Genomic DNA, 26,217 nt, shown 5'->3' with positions numbered 1-26,217 from the left:
CTATCGTTTTCGCCCATTGGCTCAATGCAGGGACATCAGCGCTTCATGGCTCACGACGTCGAGCGACTTCTGACAGCAGCAGGCTTTTGTAAATATTTTCCCGGGTCGACCGCTCTCGATCAAGTCGATTTCACATTGATGCGCGGCGAGGTTCACGCGCTGCTCGGTGAAAACGGGGCGGGAAAGTCAACCTTGATCAAATGCATGACCGGCGCCTACCGTCGAGATGCTGGCAGCCTGGTTCTCGATGGCGCCGAGATCGATCCGCATGACACGCTGGCGGCGCAGAAGCTCGGCATCGGCACCGTTTATCAGGAAGTGAACCTGCTGCCCAATCTGAGCGTCGCGGAAAACCTCTTTCTCGGCCGCCAACCGCGGTGGTTCGGCATGGTTAGCGGCCGGTTGATGAACAATATGGCGAGAGATCTGCTGTCGCAGTATGGAGTGGATATTGATGTCAGCCGCCAGCTCGACCGCTTCTCCGTTGCCATACAACAGGTGATTGCGATTGCCCGCGCCGTCGATCTTTCCGGCAAGGTCCTGATTCTCGATGAACCGACTGCCAGCCTCGATACGCATGAAGTCGAAATGCTGTTCGGCATCGTCAGGCGATTGAAGCAGCGCGGCCTTGGAATCATCTTCATCACGCATTTTCTCGAGCAGGTTTACGAAATCTGCGATCGCATCACCGTTCTGCGCAATGGTCGCCTGGTCGGCACGCGCGATGCGGATGGTCTTCCGCGGCAGACCCTGATCGCCATGATGCTCGGCCGCGAACTCGCGCAGACCGAAAGCTCGGCGAAGCAGACCGAGACTGAGCGCGGCCCGGTACGATATCGCTTCACCAATTTCGGCAAGCGCGGCAAGATCAAGCCTTTCGATATGGAGGTACATGTCGGCGAGGTGGTCGGCATCGCCGGTCTGCTCGGGTCCGGACGCACGGAAACGGCCGAGGTGCTTTTCGGCGTCGAGCGTGCCGACAGCGGCGAAGCAAAGATCGACGGCAATACGATTGCGCTTTCCAGTCCGCGCGCTGCGATCAAGAGTGGTTTCGGCTTCTGCCCGGAAGACCGCAAGACCGACGGCATCATCGGCGATCTTTCCATTCGGGAAAACATCATCATGGCACTCCAGGCGCGGCGGGGCTGGGCGAGGCCCTTGGCCCGCAGCGAGCAGAACGCCATCGCCGATCGCTACATCAAGGCGCTGGACATCCGCACGACCGATCGGGAAAAGCCCATCAGGCTTCTTTCGGGCGGCAACCAGCAGAAGGCGATCCTCGCGCGATGGCTGGCGACCAATCCAAGCTTCCTGATCCTGGACGAGCCGACGCGCGGCATCGATGTCGGCGCCCATGCGGAAATCATCCGATTGATCGAAGACCTTTGCCGGCAGGGAATGTCTCTCGTGGTAATTTCATCCGAACTCGAGGAGCTTGTTGCCTACAGCTCACGCGTCATCGTCCTTAGGGATCGAGAGCACATTGGCGAGTTGACCGGCAGCGAGATAACGGCCGGAAATATCGTCGAGACCATTGCCACGACTCAAAAGACGCGGGAGGACGCATGAGCTCGCAAATCAAGGCATCCTTGCTTCGCCTGATGCCGCAGCTGATTGCGCTCGCGGCTATTCTTCTGTTGAATTTCATTATGTTCCCGCATTTCTTTCATCTGGAAATTCAGAATGGAAGGCTCTATGGGAGCTTGATTGACGTGCTGAACCGCGGTGCGCCGGTAGCGCTGCTTTCCATAGGCATGACGCTGGTCATCGCCACCAAGGGCATCGATCTTTCAGTTGGCGCGGTCATCGCGATCTGCGGCGCCATAGCCGCATCCTCCATCGTTGCCGGCTATTCGCTTGCCTATACGCTGTTTCTGACGATCGGCGTCGGTCTGGCCTGCGGCCTGTGGAATGGCTTTCTCGTCGCCGTGCTCGACATCCAGCCGATCATCGCGACGCTGGTGCTGATGGTTGCCGGTCGTGGTATCGCGCAATTGATCACCGAGGGAACGATCCTCACTTTCAACAATGACGGACTTATCTTTCTTGGCAGCGGCTCCTTCGCGGCATTGCCCATGCCTGTGGTGATCTGGCTCATCGTTGCGCTCGCTGTGATCCTTCTCGTCCGGCGCACGGCGCTTGGAATGCTCGTCGAAGCCATCGGCATCAACCGGCGGGCAAGCACGCTGTCCGGCATCCGGACCCCGGTTCTGCTCGTGGCGGTTTACGCATTAAGCGGGCTTTGCGCCTCCTTCGCCGGCATCATCGTTTCGGCCGATATCAAGGGGGCGGATGCCAACAATGCCGGCCTGTGGCTCGAACTGGACGCGATCCTTGCTGTCGTGGTCGGTGGCAATTCGCTGCTCGGTGGCCGGTTCAGCATCGTTGGTGCGCTGATCGGCGCGACGATTATTCAATCGGTCAATACCGGCATCCTGCTTTCCGGCTTTCCGCCGGAGTTCAATCTGGTGATCAAGGCAATCATCGTCATCGTCATTCTAGTCATCCAGTCGCCGGCCATGCAGTCCGCGAGTGCGTTCTTCCGGCGCCGCCGAGGCGAGGGGCGGATGGTGCAAAAGGAGCAGGCAAAGTGAATTCGAAATATCTTCCGCTGCTTGCGACGATCGTCATCTTCATCCTGGCCTATGCCGGCTGTGTGACGCAGTATCCGAACATGCTGTCGACGCGGGTGGTCGGCAATCTGTTGACCGACAATGCCTTTCTGGGAATTGCAGCTGTCGGCATGACATTCGTGATCATCTCGGGTGGCATCGATCTGTCCATCGGCTCCGTCATTGCCTTTACCGGCGTATTCCTGGCGATCGTCCTCCGGGACACGACGATCCATCCGTTGATCGCTTTCGTCTTAGTCCTTGTTCTCACGACTATTTTCGGTGCCGGCATGGGTGCCATCATCCACTATCTCAGCATGCCGCCCTTCATCGTGACGCTGGCTGGCATGTTTCTGGCACGCGGCGTAGCCTTCGTGCTGTCGATCGACAGCATCCCGATCGAGCATGATTTCTATTCGCAGCTCAACGATCTCTATTGGCTGATGCCCGGTGGCGGGCGGCTGACATTGATCGGCGGCATCATGCTGCTCGTCTTTGCCGGTGGCATCGTGCTGGCGCACCGCACCCGCTTCGGCGCCAATGTCTACGCCTTGGGTGGCGGCGTGCAGACCGCCGAACTCATGGGCGTGCCCGTCGGCCGCACGACGATCCAGATCTACGCCCTATCCGGCTTTCTTGCCGGTCTATCCGGAATCGTTTTTTCCATTTATACATCAGCGGGATATTCGCTTGCCACGGTCGGCGTCGAGCTAGACGCTATCGCTGCCGTGGTTATAGGCGGAACACTGCTGACGGGAGGAGCGGGGTTCGTCGGAGGAACACTCATCGGAATTCTCATACAGGGCTTGATTCAGACCTACATCACCTTCGATGGAACGCTTTCCAGCTGGTGGACGAAGATATTGATCGGCTTGTTGCTGTTTGCATTTATTCTGATGCAGAAGGGTCTTCTGCTGTTTTCCCGCTTCAATCGACGATACGTCTGAGGGAAGGACAGGGTGCTTGCGTAGCCGATTGCTTGAAACGAGAAAGGCCGAGGGAAAGTCGCGCACGAGCCATGCGCAGGTGGTCGACGACCTCGGCAAGGCAATCGTATCGGGTGCTTTTCCGATCGGCAGCATTCTTCCAGGCGATAGCGAGCTTCTGCAGCGGTTCAAAGTATCCCGCACGATTCTGCGCGAGAGCATGAAAACCCTGGCGGCCAAGGGCATGGTCGTGCCGCGTGCGCGCGTCGGCACGCGCGTCACCGAGAAGATTTATTGGAACATGTTCGATAACGAAGTGCTGAACTGGCATTTCGAAAGCGGAATCGACAAGGAGTTCCTTCTCCATCTCTACGATATACGCATTGCCTTCGAGCCATTCGCCGCCGGCCTAGTGGCGGACCGGGCGAGCCGTGAAGACATCGATCTGTTGCGCGGGCTTGCAAGTGCCATGGCGGACCCGAATCACACGTCGGACAGTCTTGCCATCGCCGATCTGCATTTCCATCTGGCAATTACGGAAGCCTCCCAGAATCCGTTCATGCGGTCGCTCGGCGGACTTATCGAGGCAGCATTGGTCGGCATGTTCCGCATGAGTGCGCCCCCTTCCACCAACGGCTTCAGCAATATCGCCGATACGCATATGGCTATCGTCGACGCCATCGCAGCGCACGATAGTCTGGCTGCGCGCAAAGCCATGGAATTTGTGATCGTCGATGGGCGGGAGCATGTGCTTGAAGCCTTTGCCGCTCTTGCCGATACCTGAGATCCCCCCAATTTTGCCTTGGTTCGCCGCTCGAGTAGTTGCTATGAGAGGATTGCGCCCAGTCATGGGCGGCGCCTGACCGTTTATCTCGGAGCTTGAAATGGAACGTAGCTGCCTCGCCATCATCCTCGCCGCCGGCGACAGTACCCGCATGAAATCGTCGATGTCGAAGGTACTGCATCCGATTGCGAGCCGGCCGATGATTGCTCACGTCATGGAGGCGATCGCCAAGACCGATATTTCGGTGGCTGCGCTGGTGGTGGGACGCAATGCCGATGAGGTTAGTGCGGCAGCGTCGATCGGCGGCATAGCGGTGGAATCCTATCTGCAGAATGAGCGTCTCGGCACCGGTCATGCCGTCCTTGCGGCGCGCGAGGCGATTGCACGGGGATATGACGATATTCTCGTTGCCTATGGCGACGTGCCCTTGCTCACCGACGCACCGCTCCGTGCTGCCCGGCAAGGGCTGGCCGACGGCAACGACATCGTGGTCATCGGCTTTCACACTGACAATCCGAACGCCTATGGCCGACTGCTGGTCAAAGACGGCGAACTGATTGCCATCCGCGAAGCGAAGGATGCGACGGATGCTGAACTGGCGGTAACCTGGTGCAACAGCGGCCTGATGGCGATCAACGGCCGCAAGGCGCTGGATCTGCTCGACCGTATCGGCAACGCCAATGCCAAGGGCGAATATTACCTCACCGATCTGGTCGAGATCGCCCGTTCGCTAGGCGGCCGCGCCGTGGCTGTCGACGCGCCGGAAGTCGAAATGACCGGCTGCAACAATCGCGCCGAGCTCGCCTTCATCGAACGCCTTTGGCAAGAACGGCGGCGCCATGAGTTGATGCTGTCGGGCGTTACCATGATTGCGCCCGAGACTGTGTTTCTTGCTTATGATACCGTCATCGGTCAGGACGCGCTGATCGAACCGAATGTCGTGTTCGGCCCGGGGGCTGTTATCGAAGGCGGTGCGGTCATCCATGCCTTCTCTCATATCGAGGGCGCGCATGTCAGCGCCAGCGCGACGGTTGGCCCGTTTGCTCGGCTGCGCCCCGGTGCCGATCTCGCCAGCGGTGCCAAGGTTGGTAATTTCTGCGAGGTGAAGAACGGCAAGATCGCCGAGGGCGCCAAGGTCAATCATCTGGCCTATATCGGCGATGCGACGATCGGAGCCGGCAGTAATATCGGTGCGGGCACCATCACCTGCAACTATGATGGGGTCAACAAGCATGAGACCCACATCGGCGCCAACACCTTCGTCGGCTCCAATTCTTCGCTTGTGGCTCCCTTGCGCATCGGTGACGGTGCTTATATCGCGTCCGGCAGCGTCATCACCGATGATGTTCCGGCTGATGCCCTGGCCTTCGGCCGTGCACGCCAGGAAGTGAAGCCGGAGCGGGCCAAGCTCGTTCGCGAACGCGCTCTGGCCATCAAGGCGGCAAAGAAGGGCACTGGCAGCCACTAAAACCCTTGGACGTTTCGCGTAACGGTCCGAAATCGAAAGTGACCGTTATGGCAATTGAGAAAATCCTGAGAATGAGTAGGACTTGCCCTCACATCTGAGGTCAGACGGAGAGTTATATGTGCGGTATTGTTGGGATCGTCGGAACGGCACCGGTGGCGGATCGCTTGGTGGATGCGCTGCGGCGCCTCGAATATCGCGGCTATGATTCGGCCGGCGTTGCGACGATCCATAACGGCGTGATGGATCGTCGCCGTGCGGAAGGAAAGCTGTTCAATCTGGAGAAGCGGCTGGAGACGGATCCGCTGCCGGGCACGACAGGCATCGCGCATACGCGCTGGGCAACCCACGGCGTTCCGAATGAAACCAATGCTCACCCGCATTTCGTAGAAGGCGTTGCCGTCGTCCATAACGGTATCATCGAAAACTTTTCCGAATTGCGCGAGGAGTTGAAGGCTGAGGGCAGGGTATTCTCTTCGCAGACGGATACGGAAGTCGTGGCGCATCTGCTTGCGAACTATGTCCGCGATGGGCTGGATCCCCGCGCTGCCATGCTCAAGATGCTGAACCGCGTGACGGGCGCCTACGCATTGGCTGTCATGTTCCAAAACGATCCCGGCACGCTGATGGCGGCACGCTCCGGCCCGCCGCTCGCCGTGGGTCATGGTAAGGGCGAGATGTTCCTCGGCTCGGACGCCATCGCGCTTGCGCCGTTCACCAATGAGATCACCTATCTCGTCGACGGCGATTGCGCGATCGTCACCCATAGCGGCGCCACGATCCTCGACTACAGCGGCAAGGAAGTGAACAGGCCGCGGCAGATTTCCCATGCGACCGCCTATGTCGTCGACAAGGGCAACCATCGCCATTTCATGGAAAAGGAAATCTACGAGCAGCCGGAGGTCATCTCTCATGCGCTTAGCCATTATGTCGATTTCGCCAGCCATCGCGTGCACCCCGGCGTTTCGGCTATCGACTTCGGGAAGGTTTCCGGTCTGGCAATTTCCGCCTGCGGTACCGCCTATCTTGCCGGCCTGATCGGCAAGTACTGGTTCGAGCGCTATGCGCGTCTCCCGGTCGAAATCGACGTCGCATCCGAATTCCGCTATCGCGAAATGCCATTGTCGCCGTCGCAGGCGGCGCTGTTCATTTCTCAGTCCGGCGAGACGGCTGATACGCTGGCATCGCTGCGCTACTGCCGGGACAACGGCCTGAAGATCGGTGCCGTGGTCAACGTCAAGGAATCGACCATTGCGCGTGAATCCGATGCGGTGTTTCCGATCATGGCCGGTCCTGAGATCGGCGTTGCCTCGACGAAGGCCTTCACCTGTCAGCTAGCCGTTCTGGCATCTCTGGCGATCGGAGCCGGCGTCGCCCGCGGTACGGTCAGCGCCGAGGATGAAAAGGAGCTGGTGCATCACCTCGTCGAGATGCCGCGCATCATGGCGCGGGTGCTGAACATCATCCAGCCGCAGATGGAAAGCCTCTCGCGCGAGATCTCGAAATACAAGGACGTACTCTATCTCGGCCGAGGCACCAGCTTCCCGCTTGCCATGGAAGGCGCGCTCAAGCTCAAGGAAATCTCTTATATCCATGCTGAAGGCTATGCGGCCGGCGAGCTGAAGCACGGTCCCATCGCGCTGATCGACGAGAATATGCCCGTTATCGTCATCGCTCCTCATGACCGCTTCTTCGACAAGACGGTTTCCAACATGCAGGAAGTGGCGGCACGCGGCGGTCGGATCATCTTCATCACCGACGAAGCAGGTGCCGCCGCATCGACGCTGCCGACGATGGCGACCATCATTCTGCCTGTTGTGGACGAGATCATCGCCCCGATCATCTTTTCGCTGCCGATTCAGCTGCTTGCCTATCACACAGCTGTCTTTATGGGCACGGACGTTGACCAGCCGCGAAACCTCGCCAAATCCGTGACCGTGGAGTAGGATTCTTCTCCTGTCGTCGCTCGGCATCACGTCGTCGTGAGTAGCGTCTCTGTTAGGCCCGGCGGCATGACTGCCGGGTTGTATGCCGCATCGATTTCTGGCAATTTCCTTATAGGAGAGGTGGGGGGATTTGCCGGTTAGCGGTAGGCGACGGAACGGAGTTTTCGAACGGCAAATGACTGAGAAGCTCATCAAAATATCCGTGCCGACGCGGATTAGAAACAACTTCCTGGCCGGCCTGATTATTTGCGCACCCATCGCCATTACGCTCTGGCTGACCTGGTCCGTCGTTCATTGGGCAGACAGCTGGGTCCGCCCCTATATTCCGGCGCGTTACGATCCCGAGAACTATCTGAATTTCGCCGTTCCGGGCACCGGGCTGGTCATCGCGATGATCTTCATCACGCTGATCGGCTTCCTGGCCAAGAACCTGATCGGCCAGAGTATCGTCCGGTTGGGAGAGTCGCTCGTCAATCGTGTGCCTCTCGTGCGAACGATCTACAAGAGCGTCAAGCAGATCTTCGAAACGGTGCTGAAGGAGCAGGGCACGTCGTTCAAGAAGGTCGGGCTTATCGAATATCCCAGCCCCGGCCTGTGGTCCATGGTATTCATCTCGACCGATGCCAAGGGTGAAATTGCCTCCAAATTCGATGCCATGGGGCACGATATGGTCGCGGTTTTCCTGCCGCCGACGCCGGTGCCTACCGCTGGTTTTCTGGTTTTCGTGCCGCGCGAAAAGATCACCATTCTCGATATGAGCCCCGAGGACGGCGCCAAGCTTCTGATTTCCGGCGGCCTGGTTTCGCCCGAATTCAAGCAAGAGCTGATCGCGGCGAAGGGCCTGCCCAAGCCCGTTCCGATGGATTCCCTGACCTAGGGAATGCTCCCGCTCCTATCGTTCATCGGGTCCTTCGCGTACAGCGCGAACTGTCATGTGCCTATCATGTTGACACCTTAGATCATACTTGGGGGCATGCAGTTGGTTGCATTTCATCATCGAATGCTCGGAGCTTGAGCGCCGGGCAATTGTTCTTCGACGCGGGGTTTTCGACCAGGCCGAAGATGGATGCCGTTGTCTCCTCAAGGGTTTTCATCAGGAGGATACTGTTTTGAAATATATGCGTTCGAAGAGTTTGCCGTTGCTGTCGGCTGCCCTTGCCACATTCGTTTTCACCGCTCCGGTCGCAGCATTCGCCGACACATCCGTAACCGTTCAGGGTGTGACGCTCGTCAACAAGGGGCGCGTGGCCGTCGGCCGCATTCCGGCCAATCAGCGCGACAAGTTCGGCGAGACCTTCGGTTCGGGCTCAGGCATGTCGATCGACACCAAGAGCTGGACCCGCAATGCCGACGGCACGTACAAGGGTTCGCTCTGGCTGCTGCCGGACCGTGGTTACAATGTCGCCGGTACCACCGACTATCGCGCGCGTCTCAATACCATCGATATCAAGCTGACGCCGGTCGCTCCCGGCGCAACGCCGCCGACCGGCAAGGAACAGGCGGGTGTCGATGCCAAGCTCGCGGAGACGTTGCTGCTGAAGGACAACAAGGGCGCCGATACGACCGGCCTCGACCCGGCAGATGGCATCCGCCATCCGGATGGCGCCATGCCATTGCTGCCGCAAGCGCCGAACGGCAGGATCTCGCTCGACAACGAAGCTATCGCGCGGCTGCCCGATGGCACCATGTTCGTCAGCGACGAATACGGCCCCTATATCTACCGCTTCTCGGCGGATGGCCGCATGCTGTCGGCCACGCCGCCGCCGGCTGCGTTTTTGCCCATGCGCCGTGGCGCTGTGAACTTCTCGTCGAACAATCCAGGCCCCGGTGAAACCGCTCCCGATCCGAAGGATCCGACCAGCGGCCGTCAGAACAACCAGGGCTTCGAGGGCATGTCCTTGACCCCGGACGGCAAGTTCCTGATCGTCGTGCTCCAGTCTGCCACTCGCCAGGATGGCGGCGATTCCAGCTCGACGCGACAGAACACGCGCGCTCTGGTTTACGATGCTGTTGATCTCGACCATCTGAAACTGGTGCATGAATATGCCGTGCCTTTGCCAGTCTTCACCAATGACAAGGGCAAGACGGCGGTCGCCGCCCAGAGCGAAATCGTGGCTCTCTCGCCGACGAGCTTCCTGATGCTGGCGCGCGATAGCGGCAACGGCTACGGTCAGAAGGGCGAGAAGTCGCTTTACCGGAGCATCGACATTGTCGACGTTTCCGCCGCCACCGACATTGCCGGCGGCAAGTTCGACGGCGACAAACCGGTCGCTCCCAAGGGCGTTCTCGATCCGTCGGTAAAGCCGGCCACGGTCAGCCAGTTCATCGACATCAACGACGGCGCCGATCTCGCCCGCTTCGGCCTTCACAATGGCGCTCCGAACGATCGCAACAATCTCTCGGAAAAATGGGAAGCCATGTCGCTTGCCAGCGTCCAGGACCCGAAGCTGCCGGACGATTACTTTTTGTTCGTTGCCAACGATAACGACTTCATCACCCAGGACGGCTTCCAAGTCGGCGCCGCCTACAAGGATGATAGTGGCGCCGATGTCGACACCATGTTCCAGGTGTTCCAGGTCACCATTCCAGGCCTATCCGCCAAGTAATCTCATAAGACACGGATGGGCGCGGTCACTGCGTCCATCCAATTATCCGGCCCGCAGGAAGCGGATAGCCTCGTCGCGGCGGAAGAGATAGAGCAGGGTGCGCACCGCTACGCCGCGCTCGCCAGTGAGCTCCGGATCACGCTCGATGAGATAGGCGGCATCCTTGCGGGCAATTTCCAGAAGATCGGCATGGGCTTCCAGGCTGGCGATGCGGAAGCCGGGCGTGCCGGACTGACGCGTCCCGAGAAGCTCGCCTTCGCCACGCAGTTTCAGATCTTCCTCGGCAATACGGAAGCCGTCTTCGGTCTCGCGCATGATCGACAGCCGCGCATGGCCAGTTTCGCCAAGTGGTCCCTTGTAGAGCAGGATGCAGGTGGAAGCTTCGTCGCCGCGACCAACGCGCCCGCGCAGCTGATGCAATTGCGCAAGCCCGAAACGCTCGGCATGCTCTATGACCATGATGGTCGCATCCGGGACGTCGACACCGACTTCGACGACGGTCGTAGCGACCAAGAGGCGGATCTCGCCATTCTTGAAGGCCATCATGACGGCGTCTTTTTCCGGCCCGCTCATCCGACCATGGATGAGGCCGATGCCTGGGCCGAGCGCCTTCGTCAGCGTCTCATGGCGCTCTTCGGCCGACATTAAATCAGATTCTTCGGATTCCTCCACAAGTGGACATATCCAATAGGCTTTCTTGCCTTCCGCTAGCGCGCTTTTTAGTCGACCGACGATGTCGCCGGTTCGCTCGTTCGGGATGGTGATCGTCTGGATCGGCTTGCGCCCCGCCGGCTTCTCGGTGAGCTTGGAGACATCCATATCGCCAAAGGCGGCGAGCACCAGTGTTCGCGGTATCGGCGTTGCGGTCATGACGAGCATATGCGGCGAGATGCCCTTGGCGGTGAGGCGCAAGCGCTGGTGAACGCCGAAGCGATGCTGCTCGTCGACGACAGCCAGCATGAGATTGGCATAGGCGACGCTATCCTGAAACAAGGCGTGGGTGCCGATGATGATCTGCGCTTCGCCGGAGGCAATGCGCTCCAGGATCGCATCCCGCTCACGCCCCTTCGTGCGACCTGTCAGAACTTCGACGGAAAGGTTTGCATTCGCAGCAAATTTCGAAATCGTTGTATGATGCTGCCGGGCGAGAATTTCGGTCGGCGCCATCAGTACGGCCTGGCCGCGGCTTTCGATGACGGCAGCGATCGCCATCAAGGCTACGAGTGTCTTTCCCGCGCCGACATCGCCCTGCAGCAACCGAAGCATGCGCTCGGTGCCCGCCATGTCCTTGAGAATATCGGCAACCGCGTCACGCTGACTGTTCGTCATCGAGAAGGGTAAAGATTCCAATATCTTGCCGCTGATTTCTCCAGTTGCATGCACTGGCTGCCCTGCAACCTTGCGCAGCCTCTGGCGCACCAGGGAGAGCGACAATTGCCCCGCCAGGAATTCGTCATAGGCCAGCCGGCGGCGGGCCGGCGCTTGCGGATCGATATCGGCTGCGTCTCGCGGCGCGTGCAGCATATGGAAGCTGTCGGATATCGAGGGAAAGCCCTGCTTCTGGGCGAGGGCGATGTCATCCCATTCGGGCAATTGCGGAATGCGCGGCAGCGCCGCCTCGATGGTCTTGCGCAGGAATTTCGGCGTGAGGCCTGCGGTTAGCGGGTAGACCGGCTCGACCAGCGGCAGGTTTTCCGCCTCGCTCTCGCGCATGATGTAGTCCGGATGCACCATGGACGGGCGGCCGTTGAACCAATCGACCTTGCCGCTGACGGTGACGGTCTCGTCGAGCGGCAGCTGCTTTTCCAGCCATTGTGCCTTGCCGCGGAAGAAGACCAGCGCCAGTTCGCCGGTTTCGTCATGCAGATAGACGCGATAGGGCACGTTGCTGCGCGCATTGGGCGGCGGCTGGTGCCGGTCGACACGGCCGGTAATGGTGACGATGGCCCCCTGCGGCGCTCGGGCGATGCCAGGCTGCTCGCGCCGGTCAATGATCGAATGCGGCGCATGGAAAATAAGGTCGATGACGCGGCAATCGTCGATCGTCTCGCGGTCGAGCAGCTTCACCAGCAGTTCGGATACCTTCGGCCCGACGCCGGGCAGCGAAGAGATGGAGGCAAACAACGGATCAAGGATGGCGGGACGCATGGCCGGCAAAATGCGACGGGCAGGGCGCATTTGGCAAGGGGCGGCGGAGAACTCGGCTCCATTGAGCACAACACTCCCCGGAAAATTGCATCGCAGGCGCTTTTTTCTGAAAAACCGGTTCCCACCTTACGACGCTGGTTTTATAGAGACGCATCAACATAAAGGTGTTTTTGATGACTGGGCTGACCCTCAGCAGTGCCGATCTCGATCCTCGCCGTCGCCGCATCCTTTTCCGCTGTTGGCATCGCGGTATTCGCGAGATGGATCTGGTCTTCGGCCAGTTTGCCGATAACGAGTTGCCGGGCTTGAGCGTGGCGGAGCTCGACGAGCTCGAGCGCATCATGGCCGAGGAAGACAATGACCTCGTCAAGTGGATCCTCGGAACCGAGCCGACGCCGCAGCATATGCAGACGCCGATGTTTGAGCGCCTGGCTTCCTACAAGCCCGATTTCGAAGAGATCGCCGAAAGGTTTGGATTAACGAAATGATCCCCGGTTTCGACGCGAAGAAGGTGCTCGCCGCAAGCGAGCCGCTGACGGTCGGTCATGTTCCTGCCGGCATGGAGCCGTTCCTGCTTGCGGATCTGGCAAGAGCCGGCCAGCCGGTCGCCTATGTCATGTCCGACGGTCAGCATATGGCTGATGTCGAGCAGATGCTCAGCTTCATTGCGCCCGAAATACCGGTTCTCACTCTTCCAGCCTGGGATTGCCTTCCCTACGATCGCGTCTCGCCAAGCTCCGATACTTCGGCCCGCCGCCTGGCTGCACTCTCCGGGCTAATCGCCTATCACCGCAAACCGCATGCTGCGATCGTCCTGGTGACCGTCAATGCGATGCTTCAAAAGGTGGCACCGCAGGATGTCATCGAGAGCCTGGCGTTCTCGGCGCGACCAGGCAATCAGGTACGTATGGACGATATCGCCAGCCGCCTGGAGCGCAACGGTTTCGATCGCGTCGCGACGGTGCGTGAAGTCGGCGAATTTGCCGTGCGCGGCGGCATCCTCGACGTCTTCGTTCCGGGCACGGAAGAGCCGGTGCGCCTCGATTTCTTCGGCGATACGCTGGAAAGCATCCGCAGCTTCGATCCCGCCAGCCAGCGCACGACGGGGCAGGTCCGCTCGCTCGATCTCAATCCGATGAGCGAGGTGACGCTGACGCCGGATACGATCAGCCGTTTCCGCAAGAGCTATCTCTCGGCCTTCGGCGCGGCCACGCGCGACGACGCGCTCTACGTCGCCGTTTCCGAGGGCCGCCGCTATGCCGGCATGGAACACTGGCTGCCGCTGTTCTACGAGAATCTGGAGACGGTGTTCGACTATCTCAGGGGCTTCCGGCTGGTGAGCGATCACACGGTACGCGAGGCCGCCGAGGAGCGCTCCAAGCTCGTTTTTGACTACTACGACGCCCGCCTGAACTCCGGTCAGCAGGGCAAGGGCCAGATGGCGCAGGGTACGCCCTATAAGCCAGTGACGCCGGGCCAGCTCTATCTCGATGGCAAGGCCTTCGGACATGCGCTCGATGCGTTCGGCGCCGTCCGCATATCGCCTTTCAACGAACACGAGGGTGAGGCGCGCCGCGTTATCAGCCTCGAAGCCCGTCAGGGACCGCGCTGGGCGCGATCTGCGACTGACAGCGCCGATAGCGAGCGCGTCAACGTGTTCGATGCCGTCGTCAAACATATTGCCGACAAGCGTGCCACTGGCAGCAAGGTGCTGATCACAGCCTGGACCGAAGGCTCGCTCGACCGCCTGCTGCAGGTGCTGGCCGAGCATGGGCTGGCACGTGTCAAGACGATCGAGGCTTTCAAGGACCTTGGTGGCTTGGCGAAAGGCGAGGCGGCCGCCGCCGTGCTTAGCCTGGAGGCCGGTTTCGAGGCCGGCGATCTCGTCATCATCGGCGAACAGGACATTCTTGGCGACCGCATGGTGCGCCGCTCCAAGCGCCGCAAGCGGGCCGCCGATTTCATCTCGGAAGTGGCCGGTCTCGACGAAGGCTCGATCGTCGTTCACGCCGAGCATGGCATCGGCCGTTTCGTCGGTCTGAGGACCATCGAGGCGGCGGGCGCTCCGCACGCCTGTCTCGAATTGCTCTATGCCGACGACGCCAAGCTCTTCCTGCCGGTCGAAAACATCGATCTCCTGTCACGCTATGGCGGCGAGGGCACGGAAGCGCAGCTCGACAAGCTCGGCGGCGGCGCCTGGCAGATGCGCAAGGCCAAGCTCAAGAAGCGCTTGCTCGATATGGCGGGTGCCTTGATCCGAGTCGCGGCCGAACGCCTGACACGTCATGCGCCTGTGCTGGCGACGCCGGACGGCCTCTATGACGAGTTTGCCGCCCGCTTCCCCTATGACGAAACCGACGACCAGATGAGCGCCATCGAGGCCGTGCGCGAGGATCTCGGCGCTGGCCGGCCGATGGACCGCCTCGTCTGCGGCGACGTCGGCTTCGGCAAGACGGAAGTGGCGCTGCGTGCCGCATTCGTCGCCGCGATGAACGGCGCTCAGGTCGCCGTCGTCGTTCCCACAACCTTGCTCTCCCGCCAGCACTTCAAGACCTTCTCGGAGCGCTTCCGCGGCCTGCCGATCCGCATCCAGCAGGCGTCACGTCTGGTCGGCGCCAAGGATTTGGCGCTCACCAAGAAGGAAGTGGCCGAAGGCAAGACCGATATCGTCGTCGGCACGCATGCACTGCTCGGCTCCGGCATCCAGTTCGCCAATCTCGGCCTTCTCGTCATCGACGAGGAGCAGCATTTTGGCGTCAAGCACAAGGAACGCTTGAAGGAGCTGAAGAGCGACGTGCATGTGCTGACGCTGTCGGCAACGCCGATCCCGCGCACACTGCAGCTTGCCATGACCGGGGTGCGCGAGCTGTCGCTTATCACCACCCCGCCAGTCGACCGCATGGCGGTGCGCACCTTCATCTCGCCCTTCGATTCGCTCGTCATCCGCGAAACGCTAATGCGCGAGCATTACCGTGGCGGCCAGAGCTTCTATGTCTGCCCGCGCCTCGCCGATCTTGCCGATATCCATGCCTTCCTGCAATCGGATGTGCCGGAGCTGAAGGTGGCTGTCGCCCACGGCCAGATGCCGGCCGGCGAGCTGGAAGACATCATGAACGCCTTCTACGAGGGCCGTTATGACGTGCTGCTGTCGACCACCATCGTCGAATCCGGTCTCGATGTACCGACGGCCAACACATTGATCGTTCACCGCGCCGACATGTTCGGCCTTGCCCAGCTCTATCAGCTCCGCGGCCGCGTCGGCCGCTCCAAGGTTCGCGCCTTCGCGCTCTTCACGCTGCCGGTCAACAAGGTGCTGACGACGACGGCGGAGCGCCGGCTGAAAGTGCTGCAATCGCTGGATACGCTTGGCGCAGGCTTCCAGCTTGCCAGCCACGATCTCGACATCCGAGGCGCCGGCAATCTGCTCGGCGAGGAACAGTCCGGCCATATCAAGGAAGTCGGCTTCGAACTCTACCAGCAAATGCTTGAGGAAGCTGTCGCTGAGGTGAAGGGCGTCGACGAGATCCAGGATACCGGCTGGTCGCCACAGATCTCCGTCGGCACGCCAGTCATGATCCCTGACGCTTATGTACCGGATCTGCATCTGCGCATGGCGCTCTATCGCCGTCTCGGTGAAATCACCGAGATCAAGGAAATCGACAGTTTCGGTGCCGAAATGATCGATCGGTTCGGGCCGATGCCGATCGAGGTCCAGCATCTGCTGAAGATCGTCTACATCAAGTCGCTCTGCCGCATCGCCAATGTCGAGAAACTCGATGCCGGCCCGAAGGGCGTCGTCGTGCAATTCCGCAACAAGGAATTCCCGAACCCGGCCAACCTGGTCGGCTATATCGCCAAGCAGGGCACGATGGCAAAGATCCGCCCCGACCACAGCGTGTTCCTCACCCGCGACCTGCCGACGCCGGAGAAAAGGCTACAGGGCGCGGCTGTGGTGATGACGCAGCTGGCGGAATTGGCAAAGTAGGGACGGGCAATTGGCAGCCCTGTGATATTGGCGACCGTTTTCGGCCCGTTGCGGTCAACGTGGAAGCACGATGTCACCCATAGCCATTGAGAGCACAATAACCCACGGCCGAGCCTTCCAGGCAGCCGACACGATGAACCCTGTCAATGCGAGCGCAAAATCGTCTGAATTTGGGCACCGCGCTGGCCCACACGGGGCTATAAAGAGCCGCGCCGAGAATGCCGACTACGGCATCGTTCGCGCCACGCATGGCGGCTTGAGCCATCGGGCGCTTCTGTAGATTGTCCCATAACGGCAACGCGCCCAAGAGCAGCAAGAATTCAGGCAGAAGGATCGCGACTAGGCAGATCGCTGCGCCAAACAGGCCATCGGGGGCAGGCCCCCATGACAGCGCCAAGACAGGCGGCGACCAATCTAGCGCTCTACGGTCCGACGCTCGTCTAATGCCAAGTTTTTTGAGATAATAAGTATTCCGCAGATCACCCGATCTGCTCAATTGTCGAGGGAGGATGTCCTATGCCACTTTTCGTAACAACAGGGTGCTATACAGCCACTTCAGCGAAGGGAATGATTGACAATCCATCGAACCGAGAAAAGGCGGCCCGTGGCGTCATGGAAGCAGCGGGCGGGAAACTGCATTCTTTCTATCTCACGACCGGCGAAACCGACTGGATGGCAATCACGGAATTCGACGATGGTGCTGACCTGATCCCCGCACTTCTCGTCATCAGCGCATCGGGAGCCGTATCGAATGTCAAAACCGTGCGAGCCTACACGGGCACGGAATTCAAGGCTGCGCAACAGAAGGCGGGCACAATCGCATCTTCCTACAAGCCCCCGGCAAAATAAGCAGACCACTGGTTGAAACATCTCTGGCAGCGGATCGAACCTCCGCTGCCAGAAACGATGTGTCGGCGCGCAATGAGGCTGCATTCGAGCGCGCGGTCAGTTCGATCGCGGCATGCCCCGCGAGAACGGCCATCCGGTTCGCGTAACAGAGGCCGTGCGGTCTCCAACTCTTTGGAGACGACGCCCGTGACATCCATGATGCAACGGCTAAAATCCGTGGCCGCCGCTCAATTCATCCCGGCCCGCGCCTCGGCCTTCATCTTGGCAATATCACGCAGTGCGCCTGCCAGCACATCCGGCGTCTGAGCGCCGCTAACCGCATATTGCTGGTCGAAGATGAAGAAGGGGACGCCGGTGACGCCGATCTTCTGGGCGGCTTCGATCTCGCCGACGATCAGGTCGCGATCGGCGTCGGAGGCGAGAAGTGTCGCGATGACGGAGCGATCGAGGCCCGCCTTTTCGGCGATATCGAGCAGTACTGCGTGATCCCCGACGTTGCGGCCCTCTTCGAAATTAGCCTTAAACAGCGCGTCGACGACCTTGTCCTGTTTTTCGCGGCTTTCGGTGACGGCCCAATGGATGAGGCGGTGCGCGTCGAGCGTGTTGGGGCCGATCTTGATGGCGTCGAAATCGAACTTGATTCCCACTTCGCGGCCGAGATCCGTCAGCATCTTGTGCCCCTGCGCAACACGCTCCGCGCCGCCAAGCTTCTGCTCGAGCGCCTTCTTCTGGTCGACGCCTTCGGGCGGATAGTCCGGGTTCAGGCGGTAGGGCCGCCAGTTGAGGTCGACTCCCACTTCATCCTGCACCTCGGCAATCGCCAGCTCCAGCCGGGCCTTGCCGAGATAGCACCATGGGCAGACGACGTCCGAGACGATGTCGATCGTGATGCGTTCCATGGTTCTTTCCTTTCGGTTCTTGACTTGTCTTCACCATCTAGGCCTTTGCGCCGATGGCTTCAACCAGTTACCGAAAGGGAACCAGGCGGAATGCACTGCACATTATTGGGCGGCTGCATCCCACCAGACGGGTAGGTAATAACCGTAGAGCGGCAATATGTCGGGATGGGCGATATGGCTGCGCCGCGCTACCCATTGCTGCGCGATATGATAGAGCGGCACGACGTAATAGCCTGATATCAGGATGCGATCGAAGGAGCGCACCGCGTCGCGGAAATCTTCAATCGAATGTGCCGTCAGGAAATGATCGATCAACCTATCGACATCGGGATCCTGGACGCCGGCGAAATTCAGGCTGCCCGGCGTCTGCGCAGCTGCGGAACTCCACCGGCCCACCTGCTCGATACCCGGCGACAGCGACGACGGGTAGGATTTGATGATGACATCATAGTCGTAATTGGTCGTCCGCAGTTGATATTGAGAATCATCGACGGTGCGGATGGTGACGGCAATGCCGAGTAGGGTCAGCGAGCGGCGGTAGGCGATGGCGATTCGTTCCTGATCCGCATTCTGTGTCATGATCTCGAAGCTGAGCTGCCGCCCGGCGCTGTCGACCATACGCTCGCCCTTGATCGTATAGCCGCCCTGCTTGAGAAAATTGACGGCGTTGCGGAGGATCGAGCGATCTCGGCCGGAACCATCGCTGACCGGCAGCTTATAAGTGCCATCGAGCACGTCAGCGTCGATTTTGTCCTTGATCGGGCCGAGCATGGCAAGCTCGCTGGCATCAGCCGGAACTCCGAAGGAGGAAAGATCGGAGTTCTGCCAATAGCTCTCTGTGCGGGTATAGGCGCTGGACGCCAGGCTGCGGTTGAACCATTCGAAATCGAAGGCAAGCGTCAGGCCCTTGCGGACATTCTTGTTTGCAAAGATGGGCCGGCGAGTATTGAAGACGAAGCCCAACATGCCACTTGGCAGCTTCGGGATGAAGACCTCCTTGACGACAGCTCCGGAGGTCACGCCCGGAAAATCATAGGCCTTTTGCCAATGGGCCGGGCTACCATCGGGATAAATATCAATATCCCCCTTTTTCAAGGACTCGAACACCGTCGTATCCTGCAGGAAGTAGTTCACCGCGATCTGATCGTAGTTGTCGACACCAATCTTTATCGGAATATTTTTGCCCCAGTAGTCGGGGTTGCGCTCGAAAACGATTCGCTGACCGGGATCGACGCTCTTCACCCGGTACGGGCCGGAGCCGATTGGGATGCTAAGCGTCGTGCGCTCAAAACCGTCGATATCGGTGGCATGTTTCGGCAGGATCGGCAGTGACGAGGCAATGATCAGTGGCGTCTCGCGATTCGCTTTCTCATTGAAATGAATCAGCACGCCATGCTCACCGACCTTGTCCATCTTGCTGACCGTTTGCAGCGGATAGGAGAAGACCACACGTCCCTTGTCGCGCAGGAGCTGAAAGGTGAAGATCACGTCGTCCGGCGTCACCGGCTGCCCGTCCGACCATTTGGCATCGGGATTGAGATTGAACTGAATGTAGCTCCGGCTGTCGTCCCATTCGACCGTCTGCGCCAGCAGCCCGTAGAGCGTGAATGGCTCGTCGCGCGAGCGCACCATGAGTGGTTCGAATATGAGATTGCCGTACTCAGGGTCCCACATGCCGCGCGCCGTCGTGCGCATGCTCTTCAGAATGAAGGGGTTGAGATTGTCGAAGGTGCCGACGACGCCATAGCTGATGCGGCCGCCTTTTTTGACGTCCGGATTGACGTAGGGCAAATGCTTGAAATCCGCCGGCAGCGCCGGCTCGCCATGCATCGCGATGCCATAGAGCGGTTGCGCCGCTGCGGCATTGCACAATGTTGCGAAGAACAGGAGAACAGCGATCCGGAGCGCTTGCATGGCATCCTTTCCGGTAAGGGGTACGATTCGGCCGAACCTTATCATGAGCGTGCCGAATTCAACACGCGACCGTGGAATTCTTAGGTCTGGATAGAAAAGACCAAAGAAACGCTGGATATCCGCGCCGGTGCGATGTAACAGGGGTGCCGGGTTTCTCGGGTCATGTATTTGCCTTATTCATTCGACAGGTGGACGACGGTTTGACCCGAATTGCATGGGACGGCGCGCTGTCGTCCCGCAGCGGATTTCAGGAGGCGGTTTCGCTATGATGTTCAAGACTGACAACAAAATGCGGGCAGGTCTCTCTGCTCTGGCTCTCATGATCGGTGCGGCAATGCCGGCAGCTGCCTTTGCTCAGGATGCGTCCAACGCAGCTCCTGCCGAGGGTGGTGGTAGCGATCCCAACCAGCCGCGTCTCGGCTGGTACAAGACCTGCGCCAAGCAGGACGATGCGGATATCTGCATCGTTCAGAACCTGATCATGGCCAACAACGGCCAGCTCGTTACGGCAGTCGGCCTTATCTCCGTCGACGGCAAGGTTAACCGCAAGATCCTGCAGATTTCGGTTCCGACGGCTCGTCTGATCCCGCCTGGCATCACCATGCAGGTTGATGGCGGCAAGGGCCAGAAGCTCGACTACGCAGTCTGCCTTCCCGACAAGTGCACCGCGGAAGTTCCTGTCACCGACGCTATGATCGCTTCGCTGAAGAAGGGCACCGACGTCACCTTCACCTCGATCAACTTCCGTCGCGCGCCGAACCCGATCAAGATCTCGCTGTCCGGCTTTGGCGCTGCCTTTGACGGCCCGGCGATCTCCGACAGCAAGCTTGCCGAAAGCCAGAAGAGCCTGCAGGACAGCATGCAGAAGAAGGCCGAGGAAGCACGCAAGAAGCTGGAAGACGCCCAGAAGGCTGCCAAGCAGCAGTAAGCTGACCGAGAGCTTCATTCATCTTACGAAAGGAAAAGCCCGGAGCGATCCGGGCTTTTTCTTTGTCTATCGCCAATCCCAGCGCACTGTGCCACGCAAACGAAAAGGGAAGGCGTTGGGGCACCTTCCCTCGGAAATGCTTGGATTTGGAGACGCTTAGTGGGCGAGGCTCATCTTGGGTTTGAGCTGGCCGGTCGGCGCCTGGTCAAAAATCTGGGCGACATGCGGATTACGGAGCGGAACGCCGCTCTCGTCGTTGACCAGATTCTGTTCCGATACGTATGCGACATATTCCGTCTCGTCATTCTCGGCGAGAAGGTGGTAGAAGGGCTGGTCCTTACTGGGACGCACTTCGGCCGGGATGGAATTCCACCATTCCTCGGTATTTGCGAATTCCGGATCGACATCGAAGATGACACCGCGGAAGGGGAACATCCGGTGTCGAACCACGTCGCCAATATTGAATTTTGCGTTTCGTTGTTTCATGGCACGACTTCCTTTCAATTCATCATGTGGTGACTTTTACCACTGATATCAAGGATTTTGCCCCCGTTCTGTTATCGAACTGTCACATTCGGCTCGGTTCTACTTCGAATGCCAAACAAGGGAGCCGGTAGTGAAAACTCCATGCGATGGGACGCCTGCCACCTGCTGCCCATTATGGAGAAAGCCCCGGCAGGCCGGGGCTTTCGTATCTTATATCAGACCGAATAGTACATGTCGTATTCGACCGGATGCGGGGTCATTTCGTAGCGCATGACTTCCTGCATCTTCAGTTCGATGAAGGAATCGATCTGGTCGTCGTCGAAGACGCCGCCGGCGGTCAGGAACTTGCGATCCTTGTCGAGGCTTTCCAGAGCTTCGCGCAGCGAGCCGCAGACTGTCGGGATCTTCTTCAGTTCCTTCGGCGGCAGGTCGTAGAGATCCTTGTCCATGGCCTTGCCGGGATGGATCTTGTTCTTGATGCCGTCGAGGCCGGCCATCAGCATGGCTGCGAAGCCCAGATATGGGTTGGCGGTCGGGTCAGGGAAGCGGACTTCGACGCGCTTTGCCTTCGGGTTCGAGCCGAACGGGATACGGCAGGAGGCGGAGCGGTTGCGGGCCGAGTAGGCGAGCAGAACCGGAGCTTCGTAGCCCGGGACGAGACGCTTGTAGGAGTTCGTCGACGGGTTGGTGAAGGCATTGATCGCCTTGGCATGCTTGATGATGCCGCCGATGTAGTAGAGGCAGCTCTCGGAGAGGCCTGCATATTCGTCACCGGCGAAGGTCGGCTTGCCGCCCTTCCAGATCGACTGGTGAACGTGCATGCCCGAGCCGTTGTCGCCGAAGATCGGCTTCGGCATGAAGGTTGCCGTCTTGCCGTAGGCATTGGCGACCTGATGCACGACGTATTTGTAGATCTGCATGCCGTCGGCGCTGCGAATCAGCGTGTCGAACTTGATGCCGAGTTCGTGCTGGGCGGCGGCGACTTCGTGGTGATGCTTTTCGACGACGACACCCATCTCGGTGAGAACCGTCAGCATCTCTGAACGCATGTCCTGGCAGCTGTCGATCGGCGGAACCGGGAAGTAGCCACCCTTGACGCGCGGACGGTGACCGAGGTTGCCGGTCTCGTAATCCGTGTCGTCGTTGGACGGCAGTTCGCTGGAATCGAGCTTGAAGCCGGTATTGTAGGGGTCGGCCTTGTACTTGACGTCGTCGAAGACGAAGAATTCGGCTTCCGGGCCGAAGAAGGCGGTGTCGCCGATGCCGGAGGCCTTCAGATAGGCTTCGGCCTTTTTGGCGGTGCCGCGCGGATCGCGATTGTAAGCTTCGCCCGAAACCGGATCGAGAATATCGCAGAGAATGACCATGGTGGACTGTGCGAAGAACGGATCCATGTGGACCGTGTCCGGATCGGGCATCAGCACCATGTCGGATTCGTTGATGGCCTTCCAGCCCCCAATCGAGGAGCCGTCGAACATGACGCCGTCGGCGAACATGTCTTCGTCGACGCAGATCACGTCCATGGTAACGTGCTGAAGCTTGCCCTTCGGGTCGGTGAAACGCAAGTCAACGAACTTGACGTCGTTGTCCTTGATTTGCTTCAGAATATCGCTTGCGGTCGTCATTAAACTGCTTCCCTTGACTTAGATGACGATTACGAGCCTCGGCTGTGAGGGCCGGGCGGGTTAGATGGCGTCGATGCCCGTTTCACCGGTGCGGATTCGGATGACTTCCTCCACATTGGAGACGAAAATCTTTCCGTCGCCGATACGGCCGGTTTGGGCGGCCTTGCGGATGGCGTCGATCACCGCCTCCGCATTTTCGTCTGCCAATACGACTTCGACCTTCACCTTCGGCAGGAAGTCGACGACGTATTCGGCGCCGCGGTAAAGCTCCGTGTGGCCCTTTTGACGACCGAAGCCCTTCGCTTCCGTGACGGTGATGCCCTGCAGCCCGACTTCCTGAAGGGCTTCCTTCACTTCGTCGAGCTTGAAGGGCTTGATGATCGCTTCGATCTTTTTCATGAGAAAATGTCTCTCCGCTTCTCCTGTTACAGCAGGACTACTCCCCGCTCGACCAACGTATGCACGTATCATGCCAAATGGGAAACGGCCTCTGTAAAAAATCCCGGCGAATTCGCACCGAGACGATGAATTGATGAGGATTTTTCGGAAAAATGGAAGCGATTTCGCGCCGAAATGGGTCGGATAAGTAAAATTTCGCAAAAAAGTGCCATGCACGTCATATTCCCGCTCTCACAAGACCTTGAATGAACTTGTTTAATCGATATGCAAATGCACATATTTTGATCAAAATGGGTGTCGGAATTGCGGTTGTTTTTCAGGCAGATTTCGCATCTATAATGTTGCCTCATGATGTTACCGCTCGCCGATCTGCTCCTCTCTCCCGACGATATGGCCGCAGTCGATAGGGACGCTGCGGCTTCCGGCATCGATTCCTACGGGCTAATGGAAAAAGCGGGGCAAGCCGTCACCGCAAGCGCGCTTCGGTACTTTCCCGAGGCGCTGCGTTTCGTCGTGCTTTGCGGACCGGGCAACAATGGCGGCGATGGCTATGTGGCGGCTCGCGCGCTGCAGCAGACGGGAGCCATGGTGCCGCTTTTCCATTTGGGTGACCCGGGACGGCTGAAAGGCGATGCGGCACGCGCCTTTGCCGACTGCCCGGTTGAAGGAGAGGCGATTGCAAGCTACGCGCCGCGCCCCGGCGATGTCGTCATCGACGCGATCTTTGGTGCGGGCTTGTCTCGTCCGGTTCCGGATGAAGTGGAGGCTGTCATTGCGCGCGTTGTCGAGGTGGACGTTCCCGTTATCGCCGTTGATTTGCCCTCCGGTCTTGACGGGTCGAGCGGTCAGATCCTTGGCGCAGCCTTTCGCGCGACGCGCACCGTGACCTTCATGACGCGCAAGCCGGGTCATCTCCTGCTGCCTGGCCGCGATCTTTGCGGCCGACTGGAAGTCTTCGACATCGGCATTCCCGACCGGATCGTCCGCGCCCATGCCGATAGCCTGATCGGAGAAAATACCCCGGCGCAATGGCAGGCAAAGATACCGTCGGCAGGTGCCGATACTCACAAGTACAAGCGTGGTCATCTTGTCGTTTTTTCCGGCGGCCCCAATGCGACGGGCGCGGCGCGCATGTCTGCCATGGCCGGGCTGAAGGCTGGAGCAGGGCTTGTCACCATTGCTTCACCAGCAGAGGCAATGAGCGTCAACGCGGGCCTGCTCACGGCAATCATGCTGCATGCCGTCGAGGATGAAGCGTCGTTGCGGGAATGGCTTGCCGATCAACGCCTTTCGACCTTCATTCTCGGACCTGGTTTTGGCACCGGCGAGAAGGCTCGACAATTCTGCCTCGCGCTCGCCGATCGCCATCTGGTACTGGATGCCGATGGCATCACCTCGTTTCGCGACGACCCGAAAAGGCTTTTTGACGCCTTTACCGAGGGGCCGACACGATTGGTGCTGACGCCGCACGAAGGCGAGTTCGCGCGGCTCTTCCCTGATATCGCCGCCGATACGGTCTTGAGTAAAGTCGACAAGGCGAGAGCGGCAGCTGCGAGAGCCCATGCCGCCATCATCTACAAGGGTGCCGATAGCGTCATCGCCGCGCCGGACGGAAGGGCGCTGATCAATGCCAACGCGCCGCCGTGGCTTGCCACAGCCGGCTCCGGCGATGTGCTGGCCGGCATCGTCGGCGGGCTCATGGCGCAAGGCGCGCCGGCTTTCGAAGCCGCCGCCGCCGGGGTCTGGCTGCATGGGCTGGCGGGTCAGCATGCCGGAAAAGGGCTGACGGCCGAAGATCTCGTCGCCAACGTCAAGCCGCTTTGAGCCGCTACTTTGCGACCTCTTGCTGCAAGGCAATCGCGCCCGGAGGCGCGTTTACCTTGCCCTCGTGGATCATGAAGGCAAAGACATCGCGAGGTTCGACCTTGACCTTGCGGCCAGCATCGATCAGCGGCAGATCGTCCGGCACTTTGCCGTCTGCCCAAGTTTTCAGGCGATCGGCCCAGGCCTTCAGATCCTTCGGCGGATAGCAGGTCTTGATGTCATCCGAGCCTTTCTGAAGGCGGGCATAGACGAAATCGGCCGTAACATCCGCAATCATCGGATATTCGAAATGTTCTGCGCAGACCGGCGCGACATTGTATTTCTCGAGCAATGCGATGAACTCCGGCACCTTAAAGGAATCGTGCCTGACTTCGACAACGTGCTTCAGGGCAAGACCATCCTGCTTGGTCGGCAGCAGCTTCAGGAACGCCTCGAAATCATCCGGGTCGAATTTCTTCGTCGGGGCAAACTGCCAGAGCAGCGGACCGAGATGATCTCCAAGCTCGCTGATGCCGGACTCCAGAAACTTCTGCATCGATTCACCGGCTTCGGACAGAACCCGGCGATTGGTGACGAAGCGCGTGGCCTTCAGGGAGAAGATGAACCCATCAGGCACATCCGCAGCCCATTTAGCGAAGACTTCGGGCTTCTGCGTGCTGTAATAGGTGCCGTTGACCTCGATCACCTTCAGCTGACGGCTGGCGTAATTGAGTTCGTCCTTCTGCTTCAGCGTATCGGGATAGAAGGTCCCGCGCCAAGGCTCAAAAGTCCAGCCGCCGATGCCTGTGCGGATTTCGCCCGCTTTGGTCATTCTCTCCTCC

The 26,217-nt window shown here is 59.6% G+C and carries 20 protein-coding genes and 1 pseudogene; 13 read left to right on the top strand and 8 right to left on the bottom strand.

The genetic code is table 11. The features are described from left to right. Nucleotides 1-45: 45 nt before the first annotated feature. From ytfR to QD409_RS06305, 8 genes are all read left to right on the top strand, one after another. Nucleotides 46-1,569, top strand: coding sequence for a galactofuranose ABC transporter, ATP-binding protein YtfR (gene ytfR / locus QD409_RS06340; RefSeq protein WP_430762120.1), 1,524 nt, complete (start codon nt 46-48; stop codon nt 1,567-1,569). After that, complete coding sequence (locus QD409_RS06335) at nt 1,566-2,594, top strand: ABC transporter permease (RefSeq protein WP_430762119.1); 1,029 nt, start codon at nt 1,566-1,568, stop codon at nt 2,592-2,594. The genes ytfR and QD409_RS06335 overlap by 4 nt, the downstream gene beginning before the upstream one ends. Next, on the top strand, nt 2,591-3,559 hold the full coding sequence (yjfF, locus tag QD409_RS06330) for a galactofuranose ABC transporter, permease protein YjfF (protein WP_430762118.1): 969 nt from the start codon (nt 2,591-2,593) through the stop codon (nt 3,557-3,559). Before QD409_RS06335 ends, yjfF begins: the two co-directional genes overlap by 4 nt. Before the next feature lie 16 nt (nt 3,560-3,575). Next, nucleotides 3,576-4,322, top strand: coding sequence for a FadR/GntR family transcriptional regulator (locus QD409_RS06325; protein ID WP_430762117.1), 747 nt, complete (start codon nt 3,576-3,578; stop codon nt 4,320-4,322). Nucleotides 4,323-4,422: 100 nt separating this feature from the next. Then, nucleotides 4,423-5,790: a bifunctional UDP-N-acetylglucosamine diphosphorylase/glucosamine-1-phosphate N-acetyltransferase GlmU gene (gene glmU / locus QD409_RS06320; RefSeq protein WP_430762116.1), complete on the top strand. Its 1,368-nt coding sequence runs from the start codon at nt 4,423-4,425 to the stop codon at nt 5,788-5,790. 116 nt (nt 5,791-5,906) lie between these two features. Continuing rightward, the gene (glmS, locus tag QD409_RS06315; protein ID WP_430762115.1) at nt 5,907-7,733 is read left to right on the top strand and encodes a glutamine--fructose-6-phosphate transaminase (isomerizing); all 1,827 of its coding nucleotides are present in this window, start codon (nt 5,907-5,909) and stop codon (nt 7,731-7,733) included. 175 nt (nt 7,734-7,908) lie between these two features. Beyond that, nucleotides 7,909-8,610 carry a DUF502 domain-containing protein gene (locus QD409_RS06310; protein WP_092855749.1) on the top strand — a complete coding sequence of 234 codons (702 nt, stop codon included), beginning with the start codon at nt 7,909-7,911 and terminating at the stop codon, nt 8,608-8,610. Nucleotides 8,611-8,851: 241 nt separating this feature from the next. Further along, on the top strand, nt 8,852-10,339 hold the full coding sequence (locus QD409_RS06305; protein ID WP_430762315.1) for an esterase-like activity of phytase family protein: 1,488 nt from the start codon (nt 8,852-8,854) through the stop codon (nt 10,337-10,339). Nucleotides 10,340-10,381: 42 nt separating this feature from the next. Here QD409_RS06305 and recG read toward each other — a convergent pair whose 3' ends face one another. After that, complete coding sequence (gene recG, locus QD409_RS06300; protein WP_430762114.1) at nt 10,382-12,487, bottom strand: ATP-dependent DNA helicase RecG; 2,106 nt, start codon at nt 12,485-12,487, stop codon at nt 10,382-10,384. A gap of 173 nt (nt 12,488-12,660) precedes the next feature. Between recG and QD409_RS06295 the strand changes: the two genes are divergently transcribed. Then, a complete protein-coding gene (locus tag QD409_RS06295; protein ID WP_430762113.1) occupies nt 12,661-12,975 on the top strand; it encodes a succinate dehydrogenase assembly factor 2 in 315 nt (104 codons plus the stop codon). Beyond that, nucleotides 12,972-16,472, top strand: a complete 3,501-nt coding sequence (gene mfd / locus QD409_RS06290; protein WP_430762112.1) for a transcription-repair coupling factor — start codon at nt 12,972-12,974, stop codon at nt 16,470-16,472. The genes QD409_RS06295 and mfd overlap by 4 nt, the downstream gene beginning before the upstream one ends. A gap of 54 nt (nt 16,473-16,526) precedes the next feature. On the opposite strand, the pseudogene QD409_RS06285 reads toward mfd, so the two are convergent. Beyond that, nucleotides 16,527-16,879: pseudogene (locus tag QD409_RS06285) on the bottom strand (chromate transporter); the annotation flags it as partial. A 160-nt stretch (nt 16,880-17,039) separates the two neighbouring features. On the opposite strand from QD409_RS06285, the gene QD409_RS06280 reads away from it, so the two are divergent. Then, entirely contained in the window at nt 17,040-17,321 is a 282-nt protein-coding gene (locus tag QD409_RS06280; protein ID WP_430762111.1) for a GYD domain-containing protein, read from the top strand. A 227-nt stretch (nt 17,322-17,548) separates the two neighbouring features. On the opposite strand, the gene QD409_RS06275 is transcribed toward QD409_RS06280, so the two are convergent. Further along, nucleotides 17,549-18,220 (bottom strand): DsbA family oxidoreductase, encoded by a 672-nt coding sequence (locus tag QD409_RS06275; protein ID WP_430762110.1) that lies wholly within the window; start codon nt 18,218-18,220, stop codon nt 17,549-17,551. Between the two features lie 102 nt (nt 18,221-18,322). Continuing rightward, nucleotides 18,323-20,134 (bottom strand): extracellular solute-binding protein, encoded by a 1,812-nt coding sequence (locus QD409_RS06270; RefSeq protein WP_430762109.1) that lies wholly within the window; start codon nt 20,132-20,134, stop codon nt 18,323-18,325. A gap of 265 nt (nt 20,135-20,399) precedes the next feature. On the opposite strand from QD409_RS06270, the gene QD409_RS06265 reads away from it, so the two are divergent. Then, entirely contained in the window at nt 20,400-21,062 is a 663-nt protein-coding gene (locus QD409_RS06265) for an invasion associated locus B family protein (protein ID WP_430762108.1), read from the top strand. Nucleotides 21,063-21,218: 156 nt separating this feature from the next. Here the strand turns inward: QD409_RS06265 and hspQ are convergent, their stop codons facing one another. From hspQ to QD409_RS06250, 3 genes are all read right to left on the bottom strand, one after another. Further along, on the bottom strand, nt 21,219-21,548 hold the full coding sequence (gene hspQ, locus QD409_RS06260; RefSeq protein ID WP_092855739.1) for a heat shock protein HspQ: 330 nt from the start codon (nt 21,546-21,548) through the stop codon (nt 21,219-21,221). Nucleotides 21,549-21,763: 215 nt separating this feature from the next. Then, on the bottom strand, nt 21,764-23,173 hold the full coding sequence (gene glnA / locus QD409_RS06255) for a type I glutamate--ammonia ligase (protein ID WP_430762107.1): 1,410 nt from the start codon (nt 23,171-23,173) through the stop codon (nt 21,764-21,766). 60 nt (nt 23,174-23,233) lie between these two features. Further along, nucleotides 23,234-23,572: a P-II family nitrogen regulator gene (locus QD409_RS06250; RefSeq protein ID WP_003539626.1), complete on the bottom strand. Its 339-nt coding sequence runs from the start codon at nt 23,570-23,572 to the stop codon at nt 23,234-23,236. A gap of 348 nt (nt 23,573-23,920) precedes the next feature. Between QD409_RS06250 and QD409_RS06245 the strand changes: the two genes are divergently transcribed. Further along, nucleotides 23,921-25,396: an NAD(P)H-hydrate dehydratase gene (locus QD409_RS06245; protein WP_430762106.1), complete on the top strand. Its 1,476-nt coding sequence runs from the start codon at nt 23,921-23,923 to the stop codon at nt 25,394-25,396. A gap of 4 nt (nt 25,397-25,400) precedes the next feature. Here QD409_RS06245 and QD409_RS06240 read toward each other — a convergent pair whose 3' ends face one another. Continuing rightward, nucleotides 25,401-26,207 (bottom strand): DUF72 domain-containing protein, encoded by an 807-nt coding sequence (locus QD409_RS06240; RefSeq protein WP_430762105.1) that lies wholly within the window; start codon nt 26,205-26,207, stop codon nt 25,401-25,403. Between the last annotated feature and the right edge of the window lie 10 nt (nt 26,208-26,217).

It is taken from the genome of Rhizobium sp. BR 315, assembly GCF_050577975.1.
Classification (GTDB): domain Bacteria; phylum Pseudomonadota; class Alphaproteobacteria; order Rhizobiales; family Rhizobiaceae; genus Rhizobium; species Rhizobium miluonense.
The sequence above is the reverse complement of the archived record's forward strand: the minus strand, read 5'-3'. Positions and strand labels throughout refer to the sequence as shown.